At 65.7% G+C, this 25,286-nt stretch carries 29 protein-coding genes; 8 read left to right on the forward strand and 21 right to left on the reverse strand.

The window, feature by feature from the left end; all coding sequences use genetic code 11:
- Window positions 1–6: 6 nt before the first annotated feature.
- On the reverse strand, window positions 7–684 hold the full coding sequence (gene pgl, locus AVJ23_RS01265; RefSeq protein ID WP_058860335.1) for a 6-phosphogluconolactonase: 678 nt from the start codon (window positions 682–684) through the stop codon (window positions 7–9).
- Between the two features lie 66 nt (window positions 685–750).
- Window positions 751–2,205 carry a glucose-6-phosphate dehydrogenase gene (gene zwf / locus AVJ23_RS01270; RefSeq protein ID WP_058860336.1) on the reverse strand — a complete coding sequence of 485 codons (1,455 nt, stop codon included), beginning with the start codon at window positions 2,203–2,205 and terminating at the stop codon, window positions 751–753.
- A gap of 168 nt (window positions 2,206–2,373) precedes the next feature.
- Here zwf and AVJ23_RS01275 point away from each other — a divergent pair, with 168 nt between their 5' ends.
- The 3 genes from AVJ23_RS01275 (at window position 2,374) to AVJ23_RS01285 (ending at window position 4,987) form a co-directional block, all read left to right on the forward strand.
- The gene (locus tag AVJ23_RS01275) at window positions 2,374–3,321 is read left to right on the forward strand and encodes a radical SAM protein (protein ID WP_058860780.1); all 948 of its coding nucleotides are present in this window, start codon (window positions 2,374–2,376) and stop codon (window positions 3,319–3,321) included.
- A gap of 213 nt (window positions 3,322–3,534) precedes the next feature.
- Window positions 3,535–4,473: a nucleoside hydrolase gene (locus AVJ23_RS01280; RefSeq protein WP_058860337.1), complete on the forward strand. Its 939-nt coding sequence runs from the start codon at window positions 3,535–3,537 to the stop codon at window positions 4,471–4,473.
- A gap of 67 nt (window positions 4,474–4,540) precedes the next feature.
- A complete protein-coding gene (locus AVJ23_RS01285; RefSeq protein WP_058860338.1) occupies window positions 4,541–4,987 on the forward strand; it encodes a GNAT family N-acetyltransferase in 447 nt (148 codons plus the stop codon).
- 13 nt (window positions 4,988–5,000) lie between these two features.
- On the opposite strand, the gene AVJ23_RS01290 is transcribed toward AVJ23_RS01285, so the two are convergent.
- A complete protein-coding gene (locus tag AVJ23_RS01290; RefSeq protein ID WP_058860339.1) occupies window positions 5,001–5,540 on the reverse strand; it encodes a CBS domain-containing protein in 540 nt (179 codons plus the stop codon).
- A gap of 198 nt (window positions 5,541–5,738) precedes the next feature.
- Between AVJ23_RS01290 and AVJ23_RS01295 the strand changes: the two genes are divergently transcribed.
- Window positions 5,739–7,157, forward strand: coding sequence for a protein adenylyltransferase SelO (locus AVJ23_RS01295; RefSeq protein WP_058860340.1), 1,419 nt, complete (start codon window positions 5,739–5,741; stop codon window positions 7,155–7,157).
- Window positions 7,158–7,188: 31 nt separating this feature from the next.
- Here the strand turns inward: AVJ23_RS01295 and AVJ23_RS01300 are convergent, their stop codons facing one another.
- Window positions 7,189–8,082 carry a DMT family transporter gene (locus tag AVJ23_RS01300; RefSeq protein WP_058860341.1) on the reverse strand — a complete coding sequence of 298 codons (894 nt, stop codon included), beginning with the start codon at window positions 8,080–8,082 and terminating at the stop codon, window positions 7,189–7,191.
- A gap of 111 nt (window positions 8,083–8,193) precedes the next feature.
- Here AVJ23_RS01300 and AVJ23_RS01305 point away from each other — a divergent pair, with 111 nt between their 5' ends.
- The 3 genes from AVJ23_RS01305 to AVJ23_RS01315 are packed head-to-tail and all read left to right on the forward strand — an operon-like array spanning window position 8,194 to window position 10,384.
- A complete protein-coding gene (locus AVJ23_RS01305; protein WP_058860342.1) occupies window positions 8,194–9,033 on the forward strand; it encodes a tellurite resistance TerB family protein in 840 nt (279 codons plus the stop codon).
- A gap of 4 nt (window positions 9,034–9,037) precedes the next feature.
- Window positions 9,038–9,961 carry a DMT family transporter gene (locus AVJ23_RS01310; RefSeq protein WP_058860343.1) on the forward strand — a complete coding sequence of 308 codons (924 nt, stop codon included), beginning with the start codon at window positions 9,038–9,040 and terminating at the stop codon, window positions 9,959–9,961.
- Between the two features lie 9 nt (window positions 9,962–9,970).
- Window positions 9,971–10,384 carry a Fur family transcriptional regulator gene (locus tag AVJ23_RS01315; RefSeq protein WP_058860344.1) on the forward strand — a complete coding sequence of 138 codons (414 nt, stop codon included), beginning with the start codon at window positions 9,971–9,973 and terminating at the stop codon, window positions 10,382–10,384.
- 592 nt (window positions 10,385–10,976) lie between these two features.
- On the opposite strand, the gene AVJ23_RS01320 is transcribed toward AVJ23_RS01315, so the two are convergent.
- The 11 genes from AVJ23_RS01320 to AVJ23_RS01365 form a co-directional block, all read right to left on the reverse strand.
- A complete protein-coding gene (locus AVJ23_RS01320) occupies window positions 10,977–11,564 on the reverse strand; it encodes a hypothetical protein (RefSeq protein ID WP_058860345.1) in 588 nt (195 codons plus the stop codon).
- Between the two features lie 3 nt (window positions 11,565–11,567).
- A complete protein-coding gene (locus tag AVJ23_RS01325) occupies window positions 11,568–11,969 on the reverse strand; it encodes a hypothetical protein (protein ID WP_058860346.1) in 402 nt (133 codons plus the stop codon).
- 64 nt (window positions 11,970–12,033) lie between these two features.
- Window positions 12,034–12,909: a hypothetical protein gene (locus tag AVJ23_RS22730; protein ID WP_157772596.1), complete on the reverse strand. Its 876-nt coding sequence runs from the start codon at window positions 12,907–12,909 to the stop codon at window positions 12,034–12,036.
- Between the two features lie 449 nt (window positions 12,910–13,358).
- The gene (locus AVJ23_RS01330) at window positions 13,359–13,835 is read right to left on the reverse strand and encodes an RNA-binding protein (protein ID WP_157772597.1); all 477 of its coding nucleotides are present in this window, start codon (window positions 13,833–13,835) and stop codon (window positions 13,359–13,361) included.
- Between the two features lie 68 nt (window positions 13,836–13,903).
- Window positions 13,904–16,270, reverse strand: a complete 2,367-nt coding sequence (locus AVJ23_RS23630; RefSeq protein ID WP_058860348.1) for a phage tail tape measure protein — start codon at window positions 16,268–16,270, stop codon at window positions 13,904–13,906.
- Window positions 16,271–16,281: 11 nt separating this feature from the next.
- Window positions 16,282–17,892 carry a terminase large subunit gene (locus AVJ23_RS01340; protein ID WP_058860349.1) on the reverse strand — a complete coding sequence of 537 codons (1,611 nt, stop codon included), beginning with the start codon at window positions 17,890–17,892 and terminating at the stop codon, window positions 16,282–16,284.
- Window positions 17,893–17,894: 2 nt separating this feature from the next.
- Window positions 17,895–18,287: a phage terminase small subunit P27 family gene (locus AVJ23_RS01345; protein ID WP_058860350.1), complete on the reverse strand. Its 393-nt coding sequence runs from the start codon at window positions 18,285–18,287 to the stop codon at window positions 17,895–17,897.
- Entirely contained in the window at window positions 18,284–18,601 is a 318-nt protein-coding gene (locus AVJ23_RS01350) for a phage head closure protein (RefSeq protein ID WP_058860351.1), read from the reverse strand. The genes AVJ23_RS01345 and AVJ23_RS01350 overlap by 4 nt, the downstream gene beginning before the upstream one ends.
- Window positions 18,601–19,020, reverse strand: coding sequence for a tail completion protein gp17 (gp17, locus tag AVJ23_RS01355; protein ID WP_058860352.1), 420 nt, complete (start codon window positions 19,018–19,020; stop codon window positions 18,601–18,603). Before gp17 ends, AVJ23_RS01350 begins: the two co-directional genes overlap by 1 nt.
- Window positions 19,017–19,430 (reverse strand): HK97-gp10 family putative phage morphogenesis protein, encoded by a 414-nt coding sequence (locus AVJ23_RS01360; protein WP_058860353.1) that lies wholly within the window; start codon window positions 19,428–19,430, stop codon window positions 19,017–19,019. The genes gp17 and AVJ23_RS01360 overlap by 4 nt, the downstream gene beginning before the upstream one ends.
- Complete coding sequence (locus tag AVJ23_RS01365; RefSeq protein ID WP_058860781.1) at window positions 19,417–19,722, reverse strand: head-tail connector protein; 306 nt, start codon at window positions 19,720–19,722, stop codon at window positions 19,417–19,419. Before AVJ23_RS01365 ends, AVJ23_RS01360 begins: the two co-directional genes overlap by 14 nt.
- Window positions 19,723–19,924: 202 nt before the next feature.
- Between AVJ23_RS01365 and AVJ23_RS22130 the strand changes: the two genes are divergently transcribed.
- Entirely contained in the window at window positions 19,925–20,740 is an 816-nt protein-coding gene (locus AVJ23_RS22130) for an HNH endonuclease (RefSeq protein WP_084794202.1), read from the forward strand.
- Between the two features lie 11 nt (window positions 20,741–20,751).
- Here AVJ23_RS22130 and AVJ23_RS01370 read toward each other — a convergent pair whose 3' ends face one another.
- From AVJ23_RS01370 to AVJ23_RS01390, 6 genes are read right to left on the reverse strand one after another with little or no spacing between them, the layout of a single operon-like run.
- Window positions 20,752–21,120: a hypothetical protein gene (locus AVJ23_RS01370; protein WP_058860354.1), complete on the reverse strand. Its 369-nt coding sequence runs from the start codon at window positions 21,118–21,120 to the stop codon at window positions 20,752–20,754.
- Window positions 21,117–21,461 (reverse strand): HNH endonuclease signature motif containing protein, encoded by a 345-nt coding sequence (locus tag AVJ23_RS22135; RefSeq protein WP_084794204.1) that lies wholly within the window; start codon window positions 21,459–21,461, stop codon window positions 21,117–21,119. The genes AVJ23_RS01370 and AVJ23_RS22135 overlap by 4 nt, the downstream gene beginning before the upstream one ends.
- Window positions 21,461–22,054 (reverse strand): hypothetical protein, encoded by a 594-nt coding sequence (locus AVJ23_RS01375; protein WP_157772598.1) that lies wholly within the window; start codon window positions 22,052–22,054, stop codon window positions 21,461–21,463. The genes AVJ23_RS22135 and AVJ23_RS01375 overlap by 1 nt, the downstream gene beginning before the upstream one ends.
- Before the next feature lie 30 nt (window positions 22,055–22,084).
- The gene (locus AVJ23_RS01380; protein ID WP_058860356.1) at window positions 22,085–23,641 is read right to left on the reverse strand and encodes a phage major capsid protein; all 1,557 of its coding nucleotides are present in this window, start codon (window positions 23,639–23,641) and stop codon (window positions 22,085–22,087) included.
- Complete coding sequence (locus AVJ23_RS01385) at window positions 23,634–23,951, reverse strand: gene transfer agent family protein (protein ID WP_058860357.1); 318 nt, start codon at window positions 23,949–23,951, stop codon at window positions 23,634–23,636. The genes AVJ23_RS01380 and AVJ23_RS01385 overlap by 8 nt, the downstream gene beginning before the upstream one ends.
- Complete coding sequence (locus AVJ23_RS01390) at window positions 23,948–25,150, reverse strand: phage portal protein (protein WP_058860358.1); 1,203 nt, start codon at window positions 25,148–25,150, stop codon at window positions 23,948–23,950. Before AVJ23_RS01390 ends, AVJ23_RS01385 begins: the two co-directional genes overlap by 4 nt.
- Window positions 25,151–25,286 lie beyond the last annotated feature (136 nt).

Raw genomic sequence — 25,286 nt, forward strand, 5'->3', positions numbered from 1 at the left:
CGGACCTCATTCCGCCCAGTGCACCGTCGCGTCCGAGAGCACCGCGTTGATCGGGGCCTCGCGCGCAGGCTTGCCGCGGGCCTGTTCCAGCACCTTGCGCTTTTCGGCGCCGAAGATCAGCAGGTGCTTGCGCATGCCGCCATTCAGCACGCGTGCGCTCAGCGTGATGCGCGGCTCCGGCACGTCGTCGCGGCGCATGGCCATCAGGATCGGCGCGCGCGGCGCCAGCGCCGCTTCCAGCTGGTCCGCGCCGGGAAAGAGCGAGGCCGTGTGCAGATCGGTGCCCATGCCCAGCAGCACCACCGCCAGCGGAAGCACGGGCGCGATGGGCACCTCCAGCTCGGCCAGCGCGTCGTCCGGGTCGGCCTTGGGCGCGTAGAGCGGCAGATAGCGGGCCTTGGCGGCGCGATCGACCAGCAGCCGCTGCTTGACCAGCCCGGTATTCGAGCGCGGGCTGTCCTCTGGCACCCAGCGTTCATCTGTCAGCAGCACGTCGACGCGGTCCCAGTCGAGATCCACGGCGCAGAGATCGTCGAAGACCGGCCCGGGCGAGGTGCCCCCCGGCACGGCCAGCGCCACGCGGTCCTCGTGGCGCAGCGCGTTGCGCAGGTCGCTGGCCAGCTGGTCGGCCAGGCCGATGGCCAGCAGGTCGCGGTCGGGATACTCGATGAATTCATAGCTCATGACGCCCCTTTCGCCTGTCGCCCCCGGTCTGTCACGGATCGGCGGCCCGTGGCAAGCCGCGGCAGCTCAGGTCCGGATCTCGCGCCACTTGCGCCCGTCGCGATGCATCAGCATCAGCGCATCCTCGGGCCCCGAGCTGTGCGCGTCATAGGGCTTGGGCACGTCGCCGCGAGTCTGCCAGCCCTCGATGATGGGATCGGTCCAGGCCCAGGCGGCCTCGACCTCGTCACCGCGCATGAACAGGGTCTGGTTGCCGCGGATCACGTCCATGATCAGCCGCTCATAGGCGTCGGGCACCTCTTCGGCCTCGGGGCCCAGCGCCTCGGCAAAGGACATGTCCAGCGGCACGTCGACCAGCCGCATGCCGCCCGGCCCCGGTTCCTTGATGGTGACGTCCAGCGTCATCCCCTCGTTGGGCTGCAGCCGGATCGCCAGCACGTTGCGGTGCCGCCCGGCATCGGCGCCGAAGATCGAATGCGGCGCGTCCTTGAAGACGACGGCGATCTCGCTGGTGCGCGCGCGCAGCATCTTGCCGGTGCGCAGGTAGAAGGGCGTGCCCGCCCAGCGCCAGTTCGAGATGTGGCAGCGCATGGCCACGAAGCTCTCGGTCCTGGAGCGCGGATCCTCGACATGGGCGCGATAGCCCGGCTGATTGTCGTCGGGCGCGTACTGGCCGCGCACGATGTGGTGGTGATCCACCGGGTCCAGCGCGCGGATCACCTTGAGCTTCTCGTCGCGCACCGCGTCCGGCTCGAACCGGGCGGGCGGCTCCATGGCGATCAGGCAGAGCAGCTGCATCAGGTGGTTCTGCACCATGTCCCGCATGGCGCCCGACTGGTCGTAATAGCCACCGCGCCCGCTGACATCGACGGTCTCGGCCACGGTGATCTGGATGTGGTCGACGAATTGCGCGTTCCACAACGGCTCGAACAGGACATTGCCGAAGCGCACCGCCATCAGGTTCTGCACCGTCTCCTTGCCCAGGTAATGGTCGATCCGGTAGATCTGCGTCTCGTCGAAATGCTGCGCCAGCGTCAGGTTCAGCGCCCGGGCCGAGGCGAGATCCTTGCCGAAGGGTTTCTCGACCACCACGCGGCTGTCGTCATCGGCCAGGCCGAACCCCTTGAGCCGCTCGGCCAGCGCGCCGAACAGGCTGGGCGCCACCGAGAAATAGAAGGCCCGCACGCAGCCCGGCCGCATCCGCGCCTTGAGCGCGCTCCAGCCGCCCTCGCCCATGGCATCGACCTGCTCATAGCCGACCCGTTCGAGGAACGCCTCCAGCGTGCCGTGATCACAGGCGCGCGGGCCGCCGAACTCGCGAATCGCTTCGCCCACCAGCGCGCGATAGGCGTCGTCGTCCATCTCGGAGCGCGCGGCGCCGGTGATCCGCGCCTCCTCGGGCATCTGCCCCGAGCAGAAGCGCCGGAACAGGCCCGGCAGGATCTTGCGCCGGGCCAGATCGCCCGTGCCGCCGAAAATCACCAGATCGAAGGGGTCCACCGGGATGACGCGTGAGACCATGGGCTGCCTGCCTTTCGCGGTTGTTAGCGCTAACGCGTGTGTTCTTAGCCGATGTTGCGGCGCGAGTCTAACACCCTTCTTGCGCATCACAATGCTGTCAGGGAAAATCTTTGTGCTGGCATGGGTTAGACAGGTGGCCTAGCTCGAATGCCGCAGCCGGAGGACGTGATGAAAGACCAGATCGCCGCGAATGCGGGCAAATTCGACAATCCCGACTGGACCGCCAAGGGCGAGCCGCGCGCCACCGTGGCGCTCCGCCGGCCGCAGACGCTGTGGTTCAACACCGGCACGCTGTGCAACATCGAATGCGCCAATTGCTACATCCACAGCTCGCCCACGAATGACGATCTCGTCTACATCACCGCCGAGGAAGTGACCGCCTATCTCGACCAGCTCGAGGCGCGGCAATGGGGCGTCGAGGAGATCGGCTTCACCGGGGGCGAGCCCTTCATGAACCCGCAGATGATCGCCATGACGGCGGCCGCGCTCGAGCGCGGCTACCGCGTGCTGATCCTGACCAATGCCATGCGCCCGATGATGCGCCCCTCGGTCCAGCGCGGGCTGCGCGCATTGCAGGAGGCCCATGGCGACCGGCTGACCCTGCGCATCTCGCTCGACCATTTCGACCCCGACTGCCACGATGCCGAACGCGGCCGCGGCAGTTTCGAGGCCTCGCTGAAAGGCATGCGCTGGCTGCGCGATGCCGGGATTCGCATGGACGTGGCCGGCCGCACCCTCTGGGACGAGACCGAGGCCCAGACCCGCGACGGGTTTGCCGCGCTCTACGCCCGTGAAGGCTTCGCCATCGACGCCTTCGACCCCGCCCGCACCGTGCTCTTCCCCGAGATGGATGAAAGCGTCGAGGTGCCCGAGATCACCACCGGCTGCTGGGACATCCTGAACAAGTCGCCCGATGACGTGATGTGCGCCTCCTCGCGCATGGTGGTCAAGCGCCGCGGCGCCGCGCGTCCGGCCGTGCTGGCCTGCACGCTGCTCGCCTATGACCGCGCATTCGAGCTGGGCGAGACCCTGGCCGAGGCCGAGCGCCCGGTCTCGCTCAACCACCCCCATTGCGCCAAGTTCTGCGTTCTGGGCGGGGCCAGCTGCTCGGCCTGAACCCGCGCCCCACACGGCCCACCGGGCCCCATGTCTGGGTCGGCTCGCCACGGGCTCCCTCCCCCCGGCCGTGACGGGGGGAGGACAGGTGGGGGGCCGAGGCCTCCGGCCGAGCGTCAGCGAGACCGCGAGAGAGCGCTGAGCCGGACGCGCGGCGCTTGCCCCCGGGCCCGGCGCGTGTCACGACATGGGCGCACGCGCGAGGAGAGCCCCATGGCCCGGAAGATCATCATCGACACCGATCCCGGACAGGATGATGCGGTGGGCATCCTGCTGGCCCTCGCCTGCCCCGACCAGATCGACCTGCTCGGCATCACGACGGTGGCCGGCAACGTGCCGCTGGAGCTGACCACGCGCAATGCCCGCACCACCTGCGAACTGGCCGGGCGTCCCGACATTCCCCTCCATGCCGGCTGCGACCGCCCGCTGCAGCGCCCGTTGCGCACGGCCGAGTACATCCATGGCGGCACCGGGCTCGACGGGCACGACCTGCCCGCCCCCACCATGCCGGTGCAAGAGGCCCACGCGGTCGATTTCCTGATCGACACGCTGCGCCGCGAGGAACCGGGCACGGTGACGCTCTGCACCATGGGGATGCTGACCAATATCGCCACCGCCTTCACCCGCGCCCCCGACATCGTGCCGCGGGTGGCGGGGATCGTCGCCATGGGCGGCGCCTATTTCGAGGTGGGCAATTACACCCCGGCGGCCGAGTTCAACATCTACAACGACCCCGAGGCGGCCGAGATCGTGCTGCAGGCGGGCCGCCCGGTCACGCTCGTGCCGCTCGACGTCACCCACAAGGCGCTGGCCACGCCCGAGCGGCTGGCCGCCCTGCGCGCCGCCGGCACGCGGGTCTGCGATGTGGTGGCCGACTGGATCGGCTTCTTCGAGCGCCACGACATGGAGAAATACGGCAGCCCCGGCGGCCCGCTGCACGACCCGCTGGTCATCGCCTGGCTGCTCTGGCCCGAGCTCTTTTCGGGCCGCGAGATCAATGTCGAGATCGAGACCGGCTCCGAGCTGACCCTCGGCATGACCGTGGCCGACTGGTGGCGCGTCACAGACCGCCCGGCCAACGCGCTCTTCCTCGGCGATCTCGACGCCGATGCCTTCTATGCCCGCCTGACCGAAAAGCTGGCCACGCTATGAGCCGCCCCGCCGCGCGACGCAGTAACGGCCGGCCCCCGTCGGTCAGTGCCCGGATCGGACCCTTGTCATGAAAAGCCTGCACCTTGCCACGCCCGACGATGCCGACCGGCTGTTGCCGCTGGTGGCCGCCTTCCATGCCGAGATGGGCTTCGACAGCGATGCCGAGGCGCAGGCCGCCGCCGTGGGCCCACTGCTCGACGGCTCGCCGCATGGCGCGATCTGGCTGATCGGGCCGCGCCGCGCGCCGGTGGGCTATATCGCCGTCACCTTCGGCTGGTCGCTGGAATTCGGCGGGCTGGACGGCCATGTGGACGAGATCTTCATCCGCCGCGCCGTGCGCGGACGCGGCATGGGGGGCGATGCGCTGAACGGCATCTGCAAGGCGCTGAAGGAGGCCGGCGTCAAGGCGCTGCATCTCGAGGTCGACCGCGAGGACGAGACCGGGCAGCGCTTCTACCGCCGCGCCCGGTTCGCCCCCCGCGACCGCGCCATGCTGATGACCCGCGCGCTGTGACGCCCGGCCCGGCCTAGACCGCCGTGGCCACCACGATCACCATCAGGATCGAGTAGAGCATGATTCCGCCCCCGATCAGCCAGATCGGGTAGTTGCGCCCGACGCTCGCCTTGGCCAGTTCCTTGGCCTGGTAGATCAGGTCCGGCCACGTGTAGCTGACGAAATCGCCCTGCGTGAAGATCACCTTGATGCGCCCCTCCTCGTCGACCACGGGCAGGCGGCGAAAGCGTTCGTTGGACATGATGCGCAGCCAGTTCACCACCTCGTCGGTGTCGCGCGCCACGCGCGGATTCGCGGTCATGATGTCGCTCAGGGTGACCGCGCCCGGCTCCTTGCCGACGGCCACGATCTTGCGCAGGATGTCGCGCTCGGTGACGATCCCCTCGACCTTGTCCTCGGCGTCCACGACCACGACCGAGCCGAAATTGTTCTTGTCCATCGCCTGCGCCGCGGTCAGCACCGGCGTGTCGGCGGGAAAGGTCAGCGGCTTGGGCTTGGTCGAAAACTCCGGCCGGTCGCGCAGCTTCATGACGTAGTCGTTGTCGGTGTTCATCTTGGGCCTCCTGCTAAGCATGTGACCAAGTGACGCTAGCGCGCAGATTTGAAGGGCAAGCGCTCTGACAAAGCTGTGACCGGCGGGCGCGGCGAGTGATCCAGTCGCTCCCCCCGGAAATCCCGCCATTTCGGCGAATTTGCGTGTCAAACCGGACAAGACGTACAAAACCCGGCAGAGACCGCCTATCTAGTCCGCATGACCCTCTCGATTCCCTTCGACAACAGCTATGCGCGCCTGCCCGACGGCTTCTTTGCCCGGCAGGGGCCCACGCCCGTCCGCGCGCCCGAGCTGATCGCCTTCAACCACGACCTTGCCCGGCTCATGGGCATCGACGGCGCCGACGATCCGCGGCTGGCCGCGCTCTTTGCCGGCAACGCCCTGCCCGAGGGCGCCGAGCCCATCGCCCAGCTTTATGCCGGCCACCAGTTCGGCCAGTACAACCCCCAGCTTGGCGACGGCCGCGCGCTGCTTCTGGGCGAGGTGGTAGGCCGCGACGGGCTGCGCCGCGACATCCAGCTCAAGGGCTCGGGGCCCACGCCCTTCTCGCGCCGGGGGGACGGGCGCGCCTGGCTGGGCCCGGTCCTGCGCGAATACGTCGTCTCCGAGGCGATGCACGCGCTTGGCATCCCCACCACCCGCGCGCTGGCCGCTGTGCGCACCGGCGAGGAGGTGATCCGCGAACGCCACCTGCCCGGCGCCGTGCTGACCCGCGTCGCCGCCAGCCATATCCGCGTCGGCACCTTCCAGGTCTTCGCCGCGCGCGACGACCGGGAGGCCCTTCAGAAGCTCTACGATTACACGGTCGAGCGGCACTACCCCGATGTCACCGACCCCGCCCAGCTGCTGGACCGCGTGATGGAACGGCAGGCGGCGCTGGTGACGCAATGGCTGTCGGTGGGCTTCATCCACGGCGTGATGAACACCGACAACTGCACCCTGTCGGGCGAGACGATCGACTATGGCCCCTGCGCCTTCATGGACAGCTACAACCCCGAGACGGTGTTCTCCTCGATCGACCGGTTCGGGCGCTACGGCTATGCCGCGCAGGCCGACATCATCGTGTGGAACATGGCGCAGCTGGCCAGCGCGCTGGTGCCGCTGATGCCCGACGTCGATGCCGCGGTCGAGGATTTCACCACTCGGGTGCGCGCCATGGGCGACCTGATCCGGGCCGAGTGGCTGACGCGCTTTGCCGCCAAGATCGGCATCTCGACCCCGGTGGCCGAGGATTCCCGGCTGATCGGCGACCTCTTGCAGCTGATGGATGCCGGCGGGTCGGATTTCACCAACACGTTCCGGGCCCTGTCGCGCGATGCCGGCCGGGACGAGATCGCCGACCGCGCCGGGTTCGACGCCTGGGCCGCGCGCTGGCACGAACGGATCGCGGACGAGCCCGCGCCCTTTGAGCTGATGGCGCGGGTGAACCCGGCCGTGATCCCGCGCAACCACCGGATCGAGCAGATGATCGAGGCCGCCGTAGCGGGCGACGACGCGCCCTTCCACCGGTTGCTGCAGGTGCTCTCGGACCCCTATACCGATCAGCCCGAGGCCGCGGATCTCTGCCGCCCGCCGGCCAATTCGGAAAAGGTGCGCGCCACCTTCTGCGGCACCTGACACGGGGCATGGGTGGGCCCCGCGCCCACCCCTAGGCGGGCGCCCGTCGCCGGCGGTTGATCAGCACGATCCCCACCGCCACCAGCGCCAGCGCGCCCAGCAGGCCCGGGCCCACCGGCTCGGACAGCAGCGCCCAGCCGAAGCCCACCGCCAGCACTGGCGAGAGAAAGCTGAAGGCGGCGATGTCCGAGGCCGGGTAGATCGCCATCAGCCGCAGCCAGAACAGGAAGCCCAGCGAGGCGACCATCACCGACTGGTAGCCCAGCCCCAGCGCATGCCACCACGTGGGCGCGCGCATCAACGAGCCGAAGAGCGGCGCCACCACGATCAGCACCACCGCCGAAACCGCCAGCTGCCAGAACAGCTGCGCCTCGGCATTGGCCTCGGAGACGCGCGTCAGCCGCACCGTCAGCGCGATCCCCGCCCAGCAGAACGCCCCCGCCAGCGCCAGCGCATCGCCGCGCAGATCGCCCGCGGCAAGGCTGGCGGGGTCGGCCAGCGCCCATCCGACCCCCGCCATGGCCAGCGCCAGCCCCAGCGCGCGGCGCCGCGACAGCCGCTCGCCCGGCAGGGTGACATGCGCCACGATCGCCAGCCAGACCGGCATGGAATAGAACAGGATCGAGGCGCGCGACACGCTTGTCAGGTCCAGCGCGCTGAACAGGAACAGGAATTCGAAGCTGAAGAGCAGGCCCAGCAGCAGCCCCGACCACAAGGTCCGGCGCAGCATGGTGGGCCGCCGCCCGGTGACCAGCACCCAGAGCCCCAGCACCGCCAGGGCCAGCCACGAGCGCAGCCCGGCGGCAAAGACCGGCTGCAGCCCGTCATTGGTCAACTTGATCACAACCTGGTTCAGCGCCAGTACGCCGGCGAAGGTGACCATCCCGGCCGCCCCCGCCAGATCCATCTCGGTCTTGCGGTCCATGCCGCCATGGACACCGCCCTGCGGCCAAGGTCAATGCCTGCGCGTGCGGGGTGTGCGCGGCGCCCGAATCTGGCACTGTGGTGCGATCGCTGGACAGGGAGGGGACGCGACATGGGACTGATGGGAACGCTGGCCAAGGTCGCGATCGGCTATGCCGCGGCACGCGGGGTGGACAGGATGTCCGGTGGTGCCGGTCTGGGCGGGCTTCTGGGCGGCGGGGCGCAGCTCAAGGCGCGCGACCCCAATGCCGCGACGCAGGCGCAGATGGCGCAGCCGCTCTCGGGCCAGGTACCGGGCGGGGCCGCGAACCCCATGCAGGGCATGCTGGACATGGCGCGGCAGAGCACGGCCGGGCTGGGCGCCGGCGCGCCCATGGCGACGCTGCTGGAAAAGCTGCAGGCCGGCGGGATCGACCTGTCGCACCTGGCCGGGCGTACCCCGGGCGGCGCGGGCTCGGGCGGGCTGCTGTCGCAGCTGGGCTCCGGCGGCACCGGCATGGCCGGGCTCTTCGCGGCCCTCGGCGGCGCGGCGGCGCAGGCGCAGGGTGACGGCGTGGCCCGGGCGCTCGACGCGGTCGATACCGGCGACAGCGCGGCCGAGGAAGCCGCCGCGCTGATGCTGCGCGCCATGATCCAGGCCGCCCGCGCGGATGGCGAGATCGACGCGGCCGAGCGGGCCCGCATCCTCGAGACCGTGGGCGCCGATGCGGATGCCGAGGACCGCGCCTTTGTCGAGGCGCAGATGGCCGCCCCGCTCGATCCCGAAGCGCTGGCCGCCGACACGCCCGAGGCGCAGCGCATGCAGGTCTATTCCGCCTCGCTGATGACGATCCGCGTCGATACCGAGGCCGAGGCGCAGTATCTCGACCGGCTGGCCCGCGCGCTGTCGCTGGACGAGCCCACGGTCAACGCGCTGCACATGCAGATGGGCCTGCAGCCGCTCTACGCCTGACCCCATGATGACCTTCTTCCTGCGTGGTCCCGGCCTGGCCCTGGCCGGGGCGCTGATCCTTACCCCCGATGCGCTGTTCATGCGCTGGTCCGGCATGGACGGGCTGCAGATGCTGGGCTGGCGCGGCCTGTCCATGGGCGCGGTCTTCCTGGGGATCTGGCTGCTCACCGCGCGCCAGCCGCGGCGCGACCTGGCCCGGCTCGCCGCGCCGGTGGCCTGGCTGGTGATCCTCGTGCACGCGATGAACGCGCTGCTCTTCCCGCTGGGCATCGCCAATGCCCCCGTAGCGCCGGTGCTGCTGGGCGTGGCGACCGTGCCCGTCTGGGCGGCGCTGCTGGCGCATGTGCTGCATGGCGAGCGCGCCGGTCGCGCCACATGGATCGCCACGGCCCTGACGCTGGCGGGCATCGCCATCGCGGTGGGCGACCCCGCCCCCTCGGGCACCGAGGCGCGCGCCGCGCTGATCGGCGCGGGCTGCGGGCTGGGCGTGGCGCTGATGCTGGCGCTGAACTTCGTGACGCTGCGCCACCACCCCGACCTGCCGATCCTGCCCGCGATCGGCACCGGCGCGCTGCTGGCCGGGCTGCTGGGCTGGACCGTGACCGGCCCGGGCCAGATGGGCGATGGCGGCGTGGCCGCGATCCTCGTCACAGGGCTGGTGATCCTGCCGCTCTCGTTCTTCGCGCTCAGCCAGGGCTCGCGCCACACCAGCGCCGCCAATGTCAGCCTGCTGATGCTGCTCGAGACCGTTCTGGCGCCGCTCTGGGTCTGGCTCGGCATCGGCGAGGCGCCGCATGAGCGCGAGCTGATCGGCGGCGCCGTGGTGATCGTCACGCTGGCCGCCTACCTGTTGCATGGCCGCCCGCGCCGCCGCGCTCCGGCCTTGGCCTCGGAGCCCGCTTTGCCTAAAACGGCGCGCAACGAATGAGGCCGCCCGATGACCGAGACGATCGCTGACCGCTGTGCCGCGCAGGGCCTGCGCATGACCGAGCAGCGCCGCACCATCGCCGGCGTGCTCGAGGAGTCGAGCGACCACCCCGATGTCGAGGAGCTGCATGCCCGCGCCGTGGCGCTCGACCCCAACATCTCGATCGCCACGGTCTACCGCACCGTCAAGCTGTTCGAGGAGAACGGCATCATCGACCGGCTGGATTTCGGCGACGGCCGCGCCCGCTACGAAGATGCCGAGCGCGAGCACCACGACCACCTGATCGACCTCAGCACCGGCGAGGTGATCGAGTTCGTCGACCCCGAGATCGAGAAGCTGCAGGAACGCATCGCCGAAAAGCTGGGCTACCGGCTCAAAGGCCACCGGATGGAGCTCTACGGCCTGCCCCTCAAGAAGCGGTAAGCGGCCGACCGGGACAGACCATCGAAGCGCCATGCGTACACCCGGACCTGTAGGGTTTGAGCCGCGGAGATGACGAAGCCGCGATAGCAGAGATTGGCCTGCGGGGACGGGCTGACCTGAAGACTCGCGTCCTGAGCGCCATGGCTTTCCAACTGGAACCAAGGCGGAGGACCTGCGCCCTGCTCTACCGCAAGAGCCTTGGACCGGAATGACGCCATCACGCCGATCAATTCATTCCTCGATCTTGGCGATGTGCAGCGTGCCGATCCCGCCAGCCAGCGCAAAAGGCCGCTCTAAAGGACCAATGCGACAGGATTGCAGCACGGCCGAACACCAAACATCTGTTGATGAAATGGTGCTGCCGGAGAGATTTGAATTCTAAACAGTTATTTTAAAACAATAGCTTACAAAGATTATTGTAACGCTGTTCAGTGCTTGATTTTGTAATGTGATTCCCTTGCGTAGGGGCGCTTTGGCGTGTTCGCACCGGGTGTACTTCGGCCAGACGCACTAGGTCGTCTGGCGAATCGGGCCGAAGTTTTGGAGTGAATGCCGGGATCGTTGTTTAGCCGGTACGTCCTGCTACCGGCGGTCAGATGTTGTCGGTTTCCGCAAGCTTGGCGTCGATCTGTGCTAGTTTCGCCAAGTGCGCCTCGTATTCCTCGGGCCTCATAAGCTCTTTCGCGGTCGGCTCTTCGACTGACGGCGCTTTCGGCGGGGCGAACAAAAGTATCTCGGCCTCTTCACGTTCCTTCAGGAACAGTGCCACGTCGCTGCGCTTGACGCTTGTGGAAAGCAGGACCGGGGCTGAATTCTCAATCCCCCTGTGGCCGCGTGCAAATTCTAACGCGGTCTGGCGGTCCAGAGTCCACGACAGCCCAGGCAATGCCTCGGCATCCGTGCCACGGTAGATAGTGAATTCTTCCGGCAGGGCATTGAATGCCGCGCTGTCTTCGGGCCGCATAACATCATTGGTCAGGTACGGGCGCATGCGGTGGAACAGGAGGTGAAACCATCCGTGCGGGATCGCGTCAAAGCCCGTCCATTCCTCGGCGATCAACCGCCAGAACACTTTGCCAAGCGCGTCTTCCTGTCCTTTGAGAAGGGCCTCTTCGGCCCAGCTTGCGACAACGCTGGCGCGCTGTTCGGAAGGGTACAGGGTCGTGTCAGGGGTTTGCATCACTTAGCCCTCAACCTGTTCTTCGCGCATCTCCTGAAACGTACCCTTGCCTTTCGCGCGTATCCACTCGCGGACATGGCCGGGGATCGCGCCGAAGGTTGCCTCAATCTGTGCCTCTACTTCGCGCCGATTAACGTCATGTATCTCGGCGTGTTCAAGCAAGGTTTCCATCACGACAGTGGCGGTAAATAGGGCGGCGCCCATGTGATACTCGGCGGGAAGTTCGGCCTCGTCATCATCTGCCACAGAGCGCGGCCAGATACCGCCGGGGGTGGCCTCAGCAAGTATATGCACGATTTCATCGCGCCTGCCGGGGGCGAGTTCTTCCAGTGCGCGCACAAGGGCGTGGTATTTGTCTTCGCTGATCATCACAACGTCGGCGGGCTGGTTGGCGGTGTCTTTCACTCGGGGTGTCCTTTGTGTCTGTTCTAGTGATTGCAGAATCTCCGATACTGGAATCCTCTGCAAGTCAAAAATTCTTGTAAGCATTTGAAAATAAATGATTAATCACTGAAGGAGGTGCCCTGGATAACCACCCGTGCGAGAGCCGGAAGCTGGTTTTTTCGCGGTCTATGCAACCAGGTTGCCGCAGGATCGCCGGAGCGGCGCTGTCATAAGGCTGAGGCGGTTGCGCGGGACGTTGGGCTGTCTGGGTGCCTGCGGCCTCCTGCGCCTTCTGTGGCGCTGTGGCCGCGTCGGGCGTTTCCAGGTCGAGCGAGTCGAGTAGCGTATCAATCTCGGCACTGGACTGTGCTTGCACCGGCAGAGGCACCACAGGCGAGGTGTCACGCGGCAGGGGATTACCGGAAGGGGTATCAGGGTCTATGTCGAGACAATGCCGCTCGCGGTGGTGCTTGGCACGCCAAGCACGGGCCAACTTGGGCGAGGTGCGGCGCCATGTCGTCAGCCTTTTGTGGCGTGCCTGGGCGATCTGGCGGACAGACTGCGAGAGGTAGATCCGGTCAGGATCGCCCTTAGCGCAATATGCGGTCCATCCGGCGCCGTCGAATATCTCCCCCAGGGAAAGCTGACGTGCTGCCGATCCCCGCTTGGTGATGCGCCCACCGGCGGCTCGAAGTGCCTTCTTGACTTTATCACGGTCATAGTCACCGGGGAGCAACACACCGTGCGCGTGGAGTTTTCCGGTGGGCGAGGTTTCAAGCACCAGTGCGAGGGGCAGCCCGGAGAGGCCGTGTTGTCTCAGGGCGCGGTTAACACGGCGTTGCAGTGCCCGGAGCGGATCGGGTGCGGCGGCGATGCTGGTCTCAACGTCGGGGTGCAAGTTCATGGTGATCGCTGCGGCGGTCATATGGGCCTGATCGGCGGCGAGCCGGAGCTTCTGCATGGGTGTAACGTAGCGCCACTGGCCGGGGAGGCGCGCGTTGTGACTGTGACGGGCGGTGGTGCTCGGTCGGGTCGTCTGGGTGTTGGGGCTTGTGGAGGGGAGTGCGCGGTGGTTCGGTGTCGGGCTGGTGTTGTTGTCGGGTCGGTGGGTGTTGGGGTGTGTAGGTTGGGTAACTGCTGTTACTGCTGTTACTGCTGTTACTGCACAAACGCCGCCGGCAACCGCATTTCGGCCTTGCTGTGCAAGGTTCTTGGCGTCATGCGCAGCGCTCAGGCGTGCGTCAAAACCTGCGCCTCTGTGACCGCCGAAAATCGAAACCACAGGCGTAGAAAAGGGCTGCGTAGGGGGGCGCGAGGTGTTACACATATGCCACCAGTTGATCGTTAGTATCGGTCTGAGGGCCGGGGTGCAGTTGAAGGGGCGCCCCGGCCATTTCTTGTTATAGCGGTTCAGTCGTCGGAGTGCTTGATCTGTGCTTCGATCAAGTCGGCGAATTCGTCGATCACGTCGGGCGCCAGTTTCTTTTCGACGCCGCCGATCTCTATCGCGACAGCACCGCCGGCGCCGCGCAAGGTGTAGCCGTGGTCAATGTTGATGAGCGGCCCTTGGCGCCCCTTTGTGGCAAGCCGCTCGCGTATGTGGCCCACAAGCGCTTGCGCCCCTTCACTTGTGAACGCGACACGCTCGCCTTCGTCAAACATGACCGAAACGTGTTTGCCGATTTTGCGGATCTCGATTCCGGGAATCTCGTGCTCTATCACGCCAAGCTCGGCGAGGTGGGTAATCATGGCGCGGATCGCCTGAGACACGCTTGACGCCTCATAATGATCCTTGAGCCTGTCCAGTTGCAGCAGCCGCTCCTGAGGCAAAGCGATGCGAGAGTTCGGGGGTTTCACCATGGGGGCTATCTCCAAGAATTTGTTCATTTACTTGGAGGTATGCATACCATGTACATAGTATGCTGTCAACACACCATGTACATGGTGTGTTTGATTCAGCTTCCAAGCATGTTGCCGGGCCGGGTAGCCTGCCGGATCTCCTTGACCACGATCTGCTTCATCGAGTTCTCCATCTCGCGCGCCATCTTCTTGGCGAGATCGGCATTCTGCTCCGGCGAGCCGGCCGAGCCGTTCACGGTGACCGGTGCGGAGATGTTGACATCGCCCGAGGAGCGCGCGACCGGCGCCAGGGCGGCCTTGGGGGCGCTGGCGCCGCCTACCAGCCCGCCGGCCGCGTAGCCGCGTAGCGCGCCCTCGTGGAGCCGTTCAAGCTGGTCTACGCCGATCCGTTCGACGGCGGGCTTGCTAACGACAAACTCGCCTCGGTGGACGATCCCGGCGGGTTCATGGCGCGCGCCGGGTCCGGTGAAGCCGCCACCAGCAAAGCCGAGCAGGCCGCCGACAAAGCCCAGCAGGCCGCCCCCAGAGGCCGCGCTGCCGCCGGAGGCCGCGATGCTGCCGGTGAAGATCCTGTCGAAAACCCGGCTTGCGGCCATCTCTGCGAGGCGTCCGATTACGCGCTGCAACGCGCTGTCCAATGTCGTGGCGCCAGTGATCAGGTCGGTGAAGGCGCCTTTGGCGGCGCTTCGCACCTGTTCGCGGGCCTCCTGAATCCCCTCGATCTTCGCAGCGGCTGCATCTGCGGCTCGGGCAGCCTCGGAATAGCTGGCGGCCTCGGCCTCGATTTCGGCGCGCACCTGCGGCGTGATCTCGATACCGGCGCGCTGCGCCGCGTGCAGAAGTTCCGCCTCGCGCCGTGCTTGCTCGATCGCGTCGGCGAAGGTGCGGCCAGCGGCGGCGGTGGCAACCAGGGCGGCGGCTTCGAGTTCCAGCGCGACCGTTTCCTCGCGAATGTCGGCGATCTCGGCTTCGTAATTGTTAAGCTTCGGGGCGCCGCCACTGCCGCCGCCGCCACCGCCGCCGCCGGGGCTGGCCGGTTCAGGATCAGGCACGCCGAAACTGTGGTTGACGCTGGGCAGCTTGGGCCGGAGCGACGTAGTGGGCGCCAGCGGTCCTGTCCGGCCATTTTCGAACGCACGCGGATCGCCACCACGGCCGCTGTAGACCTTCGCAGGTTCGTCTGGCGTGGGGAGGTTTTGGCGTAGCTTTGCAGCCTCGCCTGCCGCTACGGCCAGCGCGCGAGCGATGCCGCCCAATGCCTCGATCACATTACCGAAACGTTTGGCGTCAACCTCGTCCAGTTCGCCGATCAGGTTCTGTGCCTCACCGATCAGGTCGCCGACCGTCTTCTCAAATTCGGCGGCGCTTTTCTTTCCGGACTGGAAAGCACGCATCTCGTGGTCGATATCCTGCAGGATTCCGGCCAATTCGTGCGCCTCGTCAATGTCGGCCACGTCCATCAACCGCAGACCATCCGGGCCGGTGGCGGCGTTGATCGCCCGGAAAAGCCCTTCGTAGGTTGCTTGCAGCCCCTCAACAGTGTCGCGCTGGTCCTCGGTGATACGGGTGGCACCTTTCATCGCGTCATAGGCATCTTGACCCATCATCGCAGCGGCGCGCTCAGCCGATCCGAAAATCTCGTCCACGTCGATTGTCAGCGCATCCTCAATCGCACCGGCAACGTTCACAACGACGCTCTTGCCAAGGGCCGACACGCGCGCTGTGATCTCATCGAATTTTCGGCTTACTTCGTCGGCCTTTTCGATCATCTCCTGGTCGAGCACAGCGCCGACTTCATGCGCGCGGTCGATGGTGCGGCGCAGTTCATCCTCGCCTCGCGCAAGTAGTTGGACGAATTGCTCGCCGCCGGTGCCGCCAAAGACTTCATCGGCGATCCTGATCTGCGCAGCACGGTCGAGGCGTCGGGTGCGCGCGATGATCTCAAGCATGAGTTCGCTGGGGTCTTGCAGCTTCTCGCGCAATTCCTCGGCGCCGAAGCCCAGGCGTTGCAGCGCCTCGGCGGCAGGACCAGCGCCGGTGATGATGAATTCATCGGTGCGCAGGCTCAGTTCTTTTAGGCCATCGGTCAGGGCGTCGGCGCTGATCCGGTTCTGCTCGGCGACGAAGCGCCATTCCTGGAACGCCTCAAGAGGCACGCCTGCGCGTTTGGCCTCGTCGCCGATCTGTGCGACGGCCCGCGCTGTATTCTTCATAGCACGAACGGTCGCGGCGCTACCCAACGTTGCGGCCACGGGCGCGGCCATCTTGGCGAGCCTCCCGGTCACGCGAGACGCCATGGCCCCATAGCTGGAGTTGATCCTGTCCGCGCTTTGTTTTGCACGGCGTTCCATCTGGTCAGCGCTGCGCCGCTGCGCGCGGTTGGCTTTGGCGAGGCCCTTTTCGAGCTTGTCGATCTTGGCTTCCAGATCGACCACAAGGCCGGGCAGGTTCACGTCAGGCATGGTCTGGTTCCTCAGAAAATGAATAGTTCGGCGTCGTCGCTGGCGTAGGCGCTGCGCGTGGTCTCGGCATTCACGGCGCGGCTGACTGCCATCGCGGCGGCAATGGCGCCGTCGATCCGGTCGGTTTTCTTGGCCTTGTGCATCCTGGTCAGGCCGGTGTCGTTTCGGCTCGCAACCACGTTGTCGAAGTGATTGCGCAAGATCGGGTGGCCGTCATGGCGGATCATGTGGCCGTTTACGACGCGCTCAAGATCTCCGGCGGCAACACCCATCGTTAGCGGCGCCTGGCGCATCTCGATAACCGGCAAGCTGTCGTCAAAGAGCTTCTGCATGATTTGCCGGGCAAGGTGCGGATCGAAGGCGATCTCTTGCACGTCGAAGCGCGCCGCCAGTTCGCGGATCAGGGCCTCAATCTCCACCTGGTCAATGATCGGGCCGGGTGTGGCAGTCAGCAGCCCCTCGTCGCGCCAGCGCTCATAGGGCACGCGGTCACGCTCGGCGCGTGCTTTCAGATCGTCGCCCGGCACGAAAAACCACGGCTTGATCGTGATCTGCCCATCGTCATGGCGCCACGCTGCGACCACGGCGGCGGTGTCGGCATTCAAGGCGAGGTCTACGCCGATCCAGCACGGCAGGTCTTCGAGGTCTTCCAACGGATCATCGAAGCGGCGCGCGTCGTATGTGTCGAGGTCGAAGAGCGGGTCACGGCTGTTCCCGTGCCAGCGGTTCAGGTTGTACTGCTGAAAGCTGTAGCGTTCTGCCGGGTGCTCGGCCGCCTCTGCGGCGAGCGTGCGCAGGCCAGACAGGGACGGAAAGCCATGCTGCAGACCGGGGTTCACACGGTGCCACACGTCTTCGTCCTGCCAGTCGTCGCCCGGCTCTGCCGCAAAGATGATCGGCAGGAATTCCGGGTTGTCGATCTCACCTTTCGCCACGCGCAGCGCATACTCGTATTGCTCGGCGGCGAGCGTGTCAGTGCCACGTCCTGCGGTGGTGGCGACGATCAACAAGCTATCGTCGGACTTGGCGAGGCCGGATTTCAGCGCTTCCCACAGGTCGCGGCCCTTCCATGCGTGAATTTCGTCGGCGAGTACGAAAGCCGGGGTGGTGCCGTGCTGGGCACGCCCATCACTGGACACGGCGCGCAACCTAGCGCCGCTGGTCCGGTCGGTGATCTGCTTGGCGGCGTTGAAGGCGTCGTGAATGCGTGTTGCAGCGACAAGCCGGTGATCGGCGCGGATGATCTCGGCGGCTTCGCGAAAGCCGATCCCGGCCTGTTCACGATCACTGGCGGCGAAGATGGCTTGACCGGCGGGGCGCTTCTCGGGGCCGATTACATGCAGCAGGGACAAGGCGGCGGCGAGGCTGGTTTTTCGGTTCCCACGCGGTAGCATCAGGAAGACGCTCTTCACCACGCGGCTGCCGTCAGGGTGGCGCGGTCCGTAGATGCGCCGCACGATCCGCTCCTGAAACGGGTAGAGCTGGAAGGCGCACTTGGGTTCGGTGCTGGCGGGGTGGCGCAGGCGGCGCAGGAATTCGACAGCACGCGCGCCGTGTCCTAACGGGTCAGGGATCGGCGAGCCGTCAAAGATCCAATCGGGATATGCGCTGCCCTTCGCCATGGTCAGACGCTCAGAGGGTTGTCGTCGTCATCGTCGGCGGGCTGCGCGGCGCCGATCCGTGCGCGGCTGGTGGGCGACAGGCCGTACTCGGCGGCAAGCTGGCGCGCAGTCTGGGCGGCACGGTTCAGCACGCCGAAAAGCTTGGGGTCGATTGCGCTACCGGCGGCGGCACGCTGTTCTTCGATCTGCCGGACGTAGCCGATCTGGATACAGTAGTTCTCCACCCCGGCGAGGTCGGCACGGGTAATGACGCGCCGGCCGATCAGTTGCGGCATGATCCGGCGCCACTCGGCTTTCGCGTGCCGGTCGAGGTAGCGCGGCGGGGTCGGCGCTTTCTTCAGCGCGTCGGCGTCGGGCTTCAAGGGCGGCTTCACGCCGCGCTCATGGATGCTCATGTGATGGCCTTTCCGTAAAGGTCGAGGGCGGCGCGGCGGCCTTGTTCGGTGATCCGGTCGATCTCATATGCTGTGCCGTCGAAAATGATGCGGTCGCTGTTTTTCAGGTCGTTGCGCCAGCGCACGCGGAACACGGTCACGTCGCTGTCCAGCGCGCCGAAACCGTGCAGCCGTTCCTCGGTCGAGGCGGTCAGCACCTGAGCGCGCAGAGTGACAACGGGCGCCCATGCCTTCGAAACGGCACCGGACGCGGCCACGGTTTCGGTCTGGCGCTCAATTTTGATGCTGCGATCAAGTTTGCCTGCCGGGATCATCAGACCCTCCACCGGCAAACGGCTTCGACCGTGCCGATACCGTGGCAGTAGGCGCGTTCCGGGTCAGGGTCGCGCATGAAGGCGAAGCTGGGGCGCTGGTACTCGTCAATCTGGATATCGGCAGCGTCCGGCTGATCCCACAGAGCGAGCGCCACCGCGTGGCCGATCTGTTGCGCGGTGTCGGCGCCGTCCTCCAAGGCCCAAAGGTGCAGATCCAGCGCGACAGAAGAGGCGTAGAAACCGCCAGCGGCGCGGCCCAGGTGGATCAGTTGCGGCGTGGCGAAGATCACGCAGGGCAGCCCATCTGGCCGGGTGGAGCCTGTGCGGATCTGGTCAGGCTGTACCAGCGCCGTGACTGCCGGTGTGGCGATCAGCGCGGCACGGCACGCGGTGCGGAGGGACACGGCGGGGTCGATCATTTGCCCGCCTTTCTGATGGCCGTGGTAATCGCGCGCTGAATGCGGCGCATGACGCGGGGCCGAGCGATCCGCCAACCAGGTCGCAGAAAGGGCTGCGCCTCGTGGTGGATCGTGCCGAATTCCTGCAAGTGGCCGTGGCGCACATTCTCATTCCCGACAGTCACCAGTGCCTGGTTCGGACCTGCCGTCCGCTTGCCGCCACCTTCGGCATAGGCCGGTGTGGTCTCATTCGGGCCGGTGACGGTGATCGACGCGGCAAGGTCGCCATCTTCCACCGGGGCGAGCGTGCGCGCATTGCGTGCGGTTTCTTCCGCGCTCTTCACCAATGCCGGGCGCAGGGCGTGGAGAATGTCCTGCGGGATCGCCTCAAGGCGGCGCTCAAGGCGCTTGCTGTCATCACGCAACGACATGGCCTGTCACCTCTTCGACACGGCAGGACTGCAAGAGGTCGATCACGCCGAACGGGATAGGCCGCGCGGTGCCTTCGTATGACGCGGCTTCACGCTGCAGATACCAGAATGCCGCGATCTGCAGGACCGCCTCAGTGATCTGCGGCGGCACCGGATCAGGCAGGGTCGTGATCCCCAGGTATTGCAGCGCCCAGCCCTCGGCGGCGGCGAGCTTGTGCGTCAGGATGGCGTCGTCGGCGTCGTCGGTGATGTTCAGATGCTGTTTCAGCAGGGTGAGGCTGGTGGTCGGCATGGTCATTCCTCAAATCTTATTTTCTGCATATCTTGTGCGGTGGTCCCCCCGCCGGTCCCCTGAGAGCCGCCAAAGTCGGAGCCCCCCCCGCCTCTCTACGTGGCGCTAAGATGTTTTTAAGCATTCGGGGTGAGCCTTGTGATCTGCGGGCATTCGAGCCACTGATGTTCGCGACAAGAACATGCACGGAGGGACCCAAGTAATGCCCTGGGGCTTTGAAGAGGGACGTGTCTACAACCGCAGAAGGGAGATCCACGGGCGTTATGGTGGTCAGCAACGGGGCGGAATTATCACGCCGGCCGACCACGCTCTTGTCATCTGCATCAGCGGTGAAGAGGGCGAGCAACACGGTTACTCGGATAGGATGCGAGCCGATGGAGTCTTTGAATATTTCGGACAAGGACAGGTCGGCGACATGCAAATGTTGCGCGGGAATAAGCACATCCGGGACCATGCCGAGAACGGCAAGGACTTGCTGGTCTTTCGAAACACCGCGGACGGCTTGAGGTTCGTCGGACAGTACTTCTATGAGGCAGACCATATTGAAAGGGCGCCGGATCGTGAAGGTGCCATGCGCGATGCCATTGTTTTCGAGCTTCGCCACATCGACGCGATACTGGCGAGTGAAAACGAACATGCCAATGCACCAAGGCCGGATGAAGCTCCTGATCTCGCTGAGCTTCGTCGGCGCGCTCTGGACGCTGCGTCTGCCGTTCCGAAACAAAAGAAACAGACCGGCTCGGTGTTCGAGCGTGCTAAGGCTGTGCGCGAATATGTACTCGCACGTTCCAAGGGGCGTTGCGAGGACTGCGGCGAACCTGCACCTTTTGCCACGTCCGCAGGGCAGCCGTTTCTTGAGGCGCACCATGTGCGGCGGCTTACGGATGGTGGGCCAGACGATCCGCGCTTTGTGATTGCAATTTGTCCGAATTGCCATCGGAGAGCACATTTCGGCGCTGATGCGGCGGATTGCAACGCGCGTATGCTTGGGTTTCTCAAGCTCATCGAGAAGTTGTAGGCGCGACATCATCAAGCCCACTGTTCAGGTTGGTTGCGACTGCGTGCATAGCGCCGGAACTGCTTGCGGCCCTGTTGGTTCGGCGTGGCTCCATGTTCGGCGGTCTCGATCTGGCGCACCACGCGCTGCCGAACAGCTGCCGGGTCGAGGTCCAGCAGTTCGCAGATGACAGAAAGGCTTGGCGTTGGGTCGCGGAAATAGGCGCATGCCTCGGCGGTCAGGCGTTGCCGGGTCTTGCGGTTTCCCAAGATCGACGGTGCGCCATGCACCGCGTCTTCGATCATCGCTTGAAGCACCGTTGCCCATAGCTGGCGCTCGGGATTGGAGAAGTTGCGTGCATCGGCAGGGTTGCGGAAGCGGTCTGTGTAAGGGGTGGTCATTCGCTGCGCTCCTGCCGCTGTTTGTCGGCGTCGTGGTGGCGCTGGCATAACGGCTGCCAGTTGCTGCGATCCCAGAAGAGGGCGTGGTCGCCACGGTGGGGAATGATGTGATCGACCACGGTAGCGGGTGCGGTGCAGCCGGGATGCGCACAGATCGGATAGAGCGTCAGGAAGGCGGCACGGGCCTTGCGCCATGCGCTGCTGTAGCCTCGGCGTGCGGCGCTGGGACGGTGGGCGTCGTGGCGTTTGTCACGGGCGCGCTTCGTGTCACGCTGACAGGTGCAGAGGGTGCCGTGCGCGACCGTGCGGCCACAGGAGCAGAGGCGGGGCGGACGGGGCATTAGGCACCTCCCTGTAGTCGAGCCTTCAGGGCCTGTAGCCGGTCAAGGTCGAGGTCGGGATCAAGGCCGGCGTCGATATTGCGCTGGCGCTGCTCTTCCGACGGGTGGTGATTTTCAGGTTCATCTTCGGCGGCGCCGTGCAGGGCCTTCAGTTTGTCCAGGTGCGCGGTATAGGCTGCCGTGATCTCATAGGGCGTGGCGGTCCAAGCGATCTCAGGGGGCCATTCCAGCCAGCCGGTGGCGATCTTGTAGAGGCCGTCGAAGATTTCCGCCCAGGTGACGCGCCGGGCAGGTTTGGGACTGTCGCTGGTGGTTTCCGGCTCGGGAAAGATGGCGGCGATCAGGTCGAGAGCAGGAGCCTGCGTAAGTGCCAGGAAGTCGGCCAGCGGCATGTTCCGGGTGCTGCGCAGGAAGCGGTCTGCCGCGTTGGGATCGCTGGCGGCACTCTGAATGACGGTATGCAGCGTGGCGGTGTCGCCTTCCTGCACCTTGCGCAACAGGCCTGCGAAGCCGTCATGCAGCCGTTCAAGTTCCCAGGCCGCGCGCAGGGTCGGACGCAAGCGCACGGCGTGGGTGCCGTGTGCGAGTGTCACTTGCTGATATGCGCGCGGCGTGGGCATGGCTTAGGCGGCGGCCATGGTCAGCTTGCGGAACGCATCGGGCCGCACCACGCCAGCGCCGACGCGGCGGCGGGCGTGGTAGCGCATCAGGCCGTTGGCGCGCTGTGTGAACGGATCTGCAAGCACGCCAAGCATCAGCCGATCATAGATGCGGTAGCCGCGTTTGAAGTCACCGAAGGCGATGGGCGAGGCAGCGGCGCCAATGTCGGGCATATCCACGGCTTCGATCACCGGACGGCCCAGGATCGTTTCGGGCTGGCCTGCCTGGTAAGAGGGCTGCCACAGGTAATTGTCGTGGCCGTCCTTGAGGGTGCGGATCGCGGCCAGCGTGCTGCCGTTCATCATCCAGGTGCCAGCGTTCCGGTAGGTGGCCGGAAGCGCGTAGATCATGGCAATCAGTTCGTCAGCGTCGAGTGCCGTGGCACTGGCGGCAACGGTTTCGGCAATGTTAGCGTCAGCCATGAAACCAGCGGGTTCGTTGGCCGTGCTGCCGGCCACGAAGGAGGTGCTTTCCTTCTGGCCGAAATCCTCCGCCAGCGCGAGGTTCACTTCGCTCAGCACGTTGTCGCTGTCTTCGGAAAGCTGCAGCGACATATCGACGAAGGTGGCGATCTCCTTGATCGTGATCTCGGACTGGTCGAAGGTCGGCACGCTGCCGGTGCGTGCCTCGGTCTCACCAACCCAAGCCGCGTTGGTGACGCTGGCGCGCTTGGGCAGAATGATCGTCGCTGCCGCAGTGGTGCGCACATCTGCGATGCTGCGGATCGGGCTAAATTCCACCAGGTTGCGGATAAACTCTGCGCTCACCTCGTCAGGCGCGAGGATGTGATTGGCCGTATCGCTGGCGGTGGTCAGTGCCTTGGTGTCGTTGCTGCCGGTGCGCAGGTATTCGACAAAGGCCGCTTTCTTCTCGGTGCCCTGATCCGGCTGCCCAATGTGAACGGGGTGGGGTCGGGCAGCTTTTGCTTCGAGCTTGTCGAGCCGGGAGTTGATGGCGTCGAATGCTCTGGTGTCGATCTGCGGCACTTGCGGCGCATCGTTGGCCGGGTTGTTGTCCGGCTTCGGATCGGTGGTTTCGAGGTTTTCGTTTTCCATATGTACGGTCTCCTGTTCATGGGGCGTGCCACCTTTGAGGGAGGAAATGCGCGCGTCCGGGTGGCACGGAACGGCGACAATCGAGATCTCGTGCAGGTCGGCCTTGGTGATGCTGCGACCCTTGGCGCCGCGTTTGGCGTCTTTTGTCTGAAAGCCGATGCTAAGGCCGGAGACTGCGCCAGAGCTGACAAGGGCGCGCACCTCGCGGGCACGCGCCACGTCTTCAATCAGCAAGCGGCCCTTGACGGTGATGCCCTGTTCGGTCTCTTCGATCCGATCCCAAACGCCGACAACCTGCGCCTGATCGTGCGCCCAGAGCATCGGCAGGGTTGCGGGGTAAGTCAGGGCGCCCTTGGTGATGGTGTCGCCGACGCGATCCGGCGTGGTGAAGGGCCAGGCGGTGCCGGTAATCTCGCCGGTCTCTTCGACGTTCAGCGATGCTTTGATTTCGAGCCGGTCAGCCATCGGCAGGTTCCTTGGTTGTGCCGCTCCACCGCGCATCGAGAATGTTGAGTGCGAGCGGGTAGAGTTCTTCGAGGGGCCGGTTGGTGGCGTAGGTGGTGCAAAGATTGTGGGCGGTTTCCGGCGCGGTGCCGCCGCCGATCAGGCCCAACCGAATGATCTGGGTAAGGTCCGCCAGGGCGAAACCGGCACGAACAACGCGCAGATAGAGCGCGCCGATCCCGGTTTCGGTCACGCGCTCAAGCTCGCCGATCATGTCGTCAGTCAGGGCAAAGGTCTTCTCGCCATCGCCGAAGAATGCTGTGTGCTTCATGCGGCGCGGTCCTTGTCTGACGTGGTGTAGGGATTGGCGATCAGGTCGCCGTCCGCGTGCGCCGGGAGGTTCAGGCCAGCGCGGACTTCGTTCGCTGTCATGGCGCCCATTGCGCGATACTGGCCGTAGGCCGTGGCGCGCGATGCGTGATCGGTGGTGAGAAGATCGTCGGTGACGAATTCAAGGTAGAGGTCGGCGCGCTCTTCCGGGGTCAGCAGGCACCGGGAATAGGCCCAGGTCCATTCGGCGAGCCACGGCTTCAGCGTGACGCTGTAGAATTGCCGGGCCATCTCTTCGGTGTTCGACCATGTGCCGCGCGTAAGTTCAAAAAGCATGGTCGGCGGGACACGGAAGGCGCGCGCGATCTCGCGGATTTGTTCAAGGCGGTTCTCGGCAAACTGCGCGTCAGCCAGTGTCATGGCGAGTTGCTGATACGCCATGCCTTCATCGAGGATCGCGGTGCCGCCTGCGTTGTCGCGCGAATGTGTACTGAACCATGACGCGGCGATGCGTTTCTTGGTCTCAAGGTCGAGGCTCTTCTGTGCGGTGATGATGCCGGAGGGGCGGCCACCATTGGCGAAGATTCCGCCCATGTGTTTTTCAAAGGCGATAGCAAGGCCAATGGCTTCGCGCGCCAGATAGATCGGAGAAGCCCCGCCGAAGGGCTGGACGTGCACCACGTCGCGGAAAGTTAGTCGCGCGGTGCCGGTCTCGGTGGTGACGGCGTAGACAGGTTCGCCGGTCGGTTCGATCGTGCGTTGAACTGCGGCGGGGTCGAGGCGGTGTAGCTCGTAAGGGGCGCCATCGCGGACGCGGACAACCTGGGCGTAGCCGGAGCCGTGCAGCAGGGCGTCGGTGCTAAGCTGCGTGCGAAGCTGGGCCGCACTGGTCCATTCGTTCGCCTCGGTATGGGCGAGGCGGTAGGCGGGGTGGTCGCTGACGGTTTGCTTGGTGCCGCGCTCGTAAATCTTGATCGGCAAGGTGCCAACCGTGTCAGCGATCAGGCCAACAGCACAGGCGACGGCGGGCACGCGCATCGCCGAATGCGGCCCGATGTCCAGACCGGAGTGCGTGGCGATGGCGCCAAAGAGTTCGAACGCTGCCGGATCTGAGAGCGACAGCGCCTTGGTCGAATCCTTGTTTTCCACCTGCTTGCGATCCGTCCCGAAGGTGCGGCGCAGGCGTTCTGCGAAGTGCATGTTGGTTGCCCAGAAGTTGCCAATGTTAATAGTATTAACATTAGGATAATAGAATGTAAACAGATTAGTTCATATTGGAGTGGGACTTTGGCAACGCCGTTCAACCGGCAGTCGAAAGCACTGTAGACATGCATCT

The sequence above is a fragment of the Pseudoponticoccus marisrubri genome (assembly GCF_001482405.1).
Taxonomy (GTDB): Bacteria; Pseudomonadota; Alphaproteobacteria; order Rhodobacterales; family Rhodobacteraceae; genus Pseudoponticoccus; species Pseudoponticoccus marisrubri.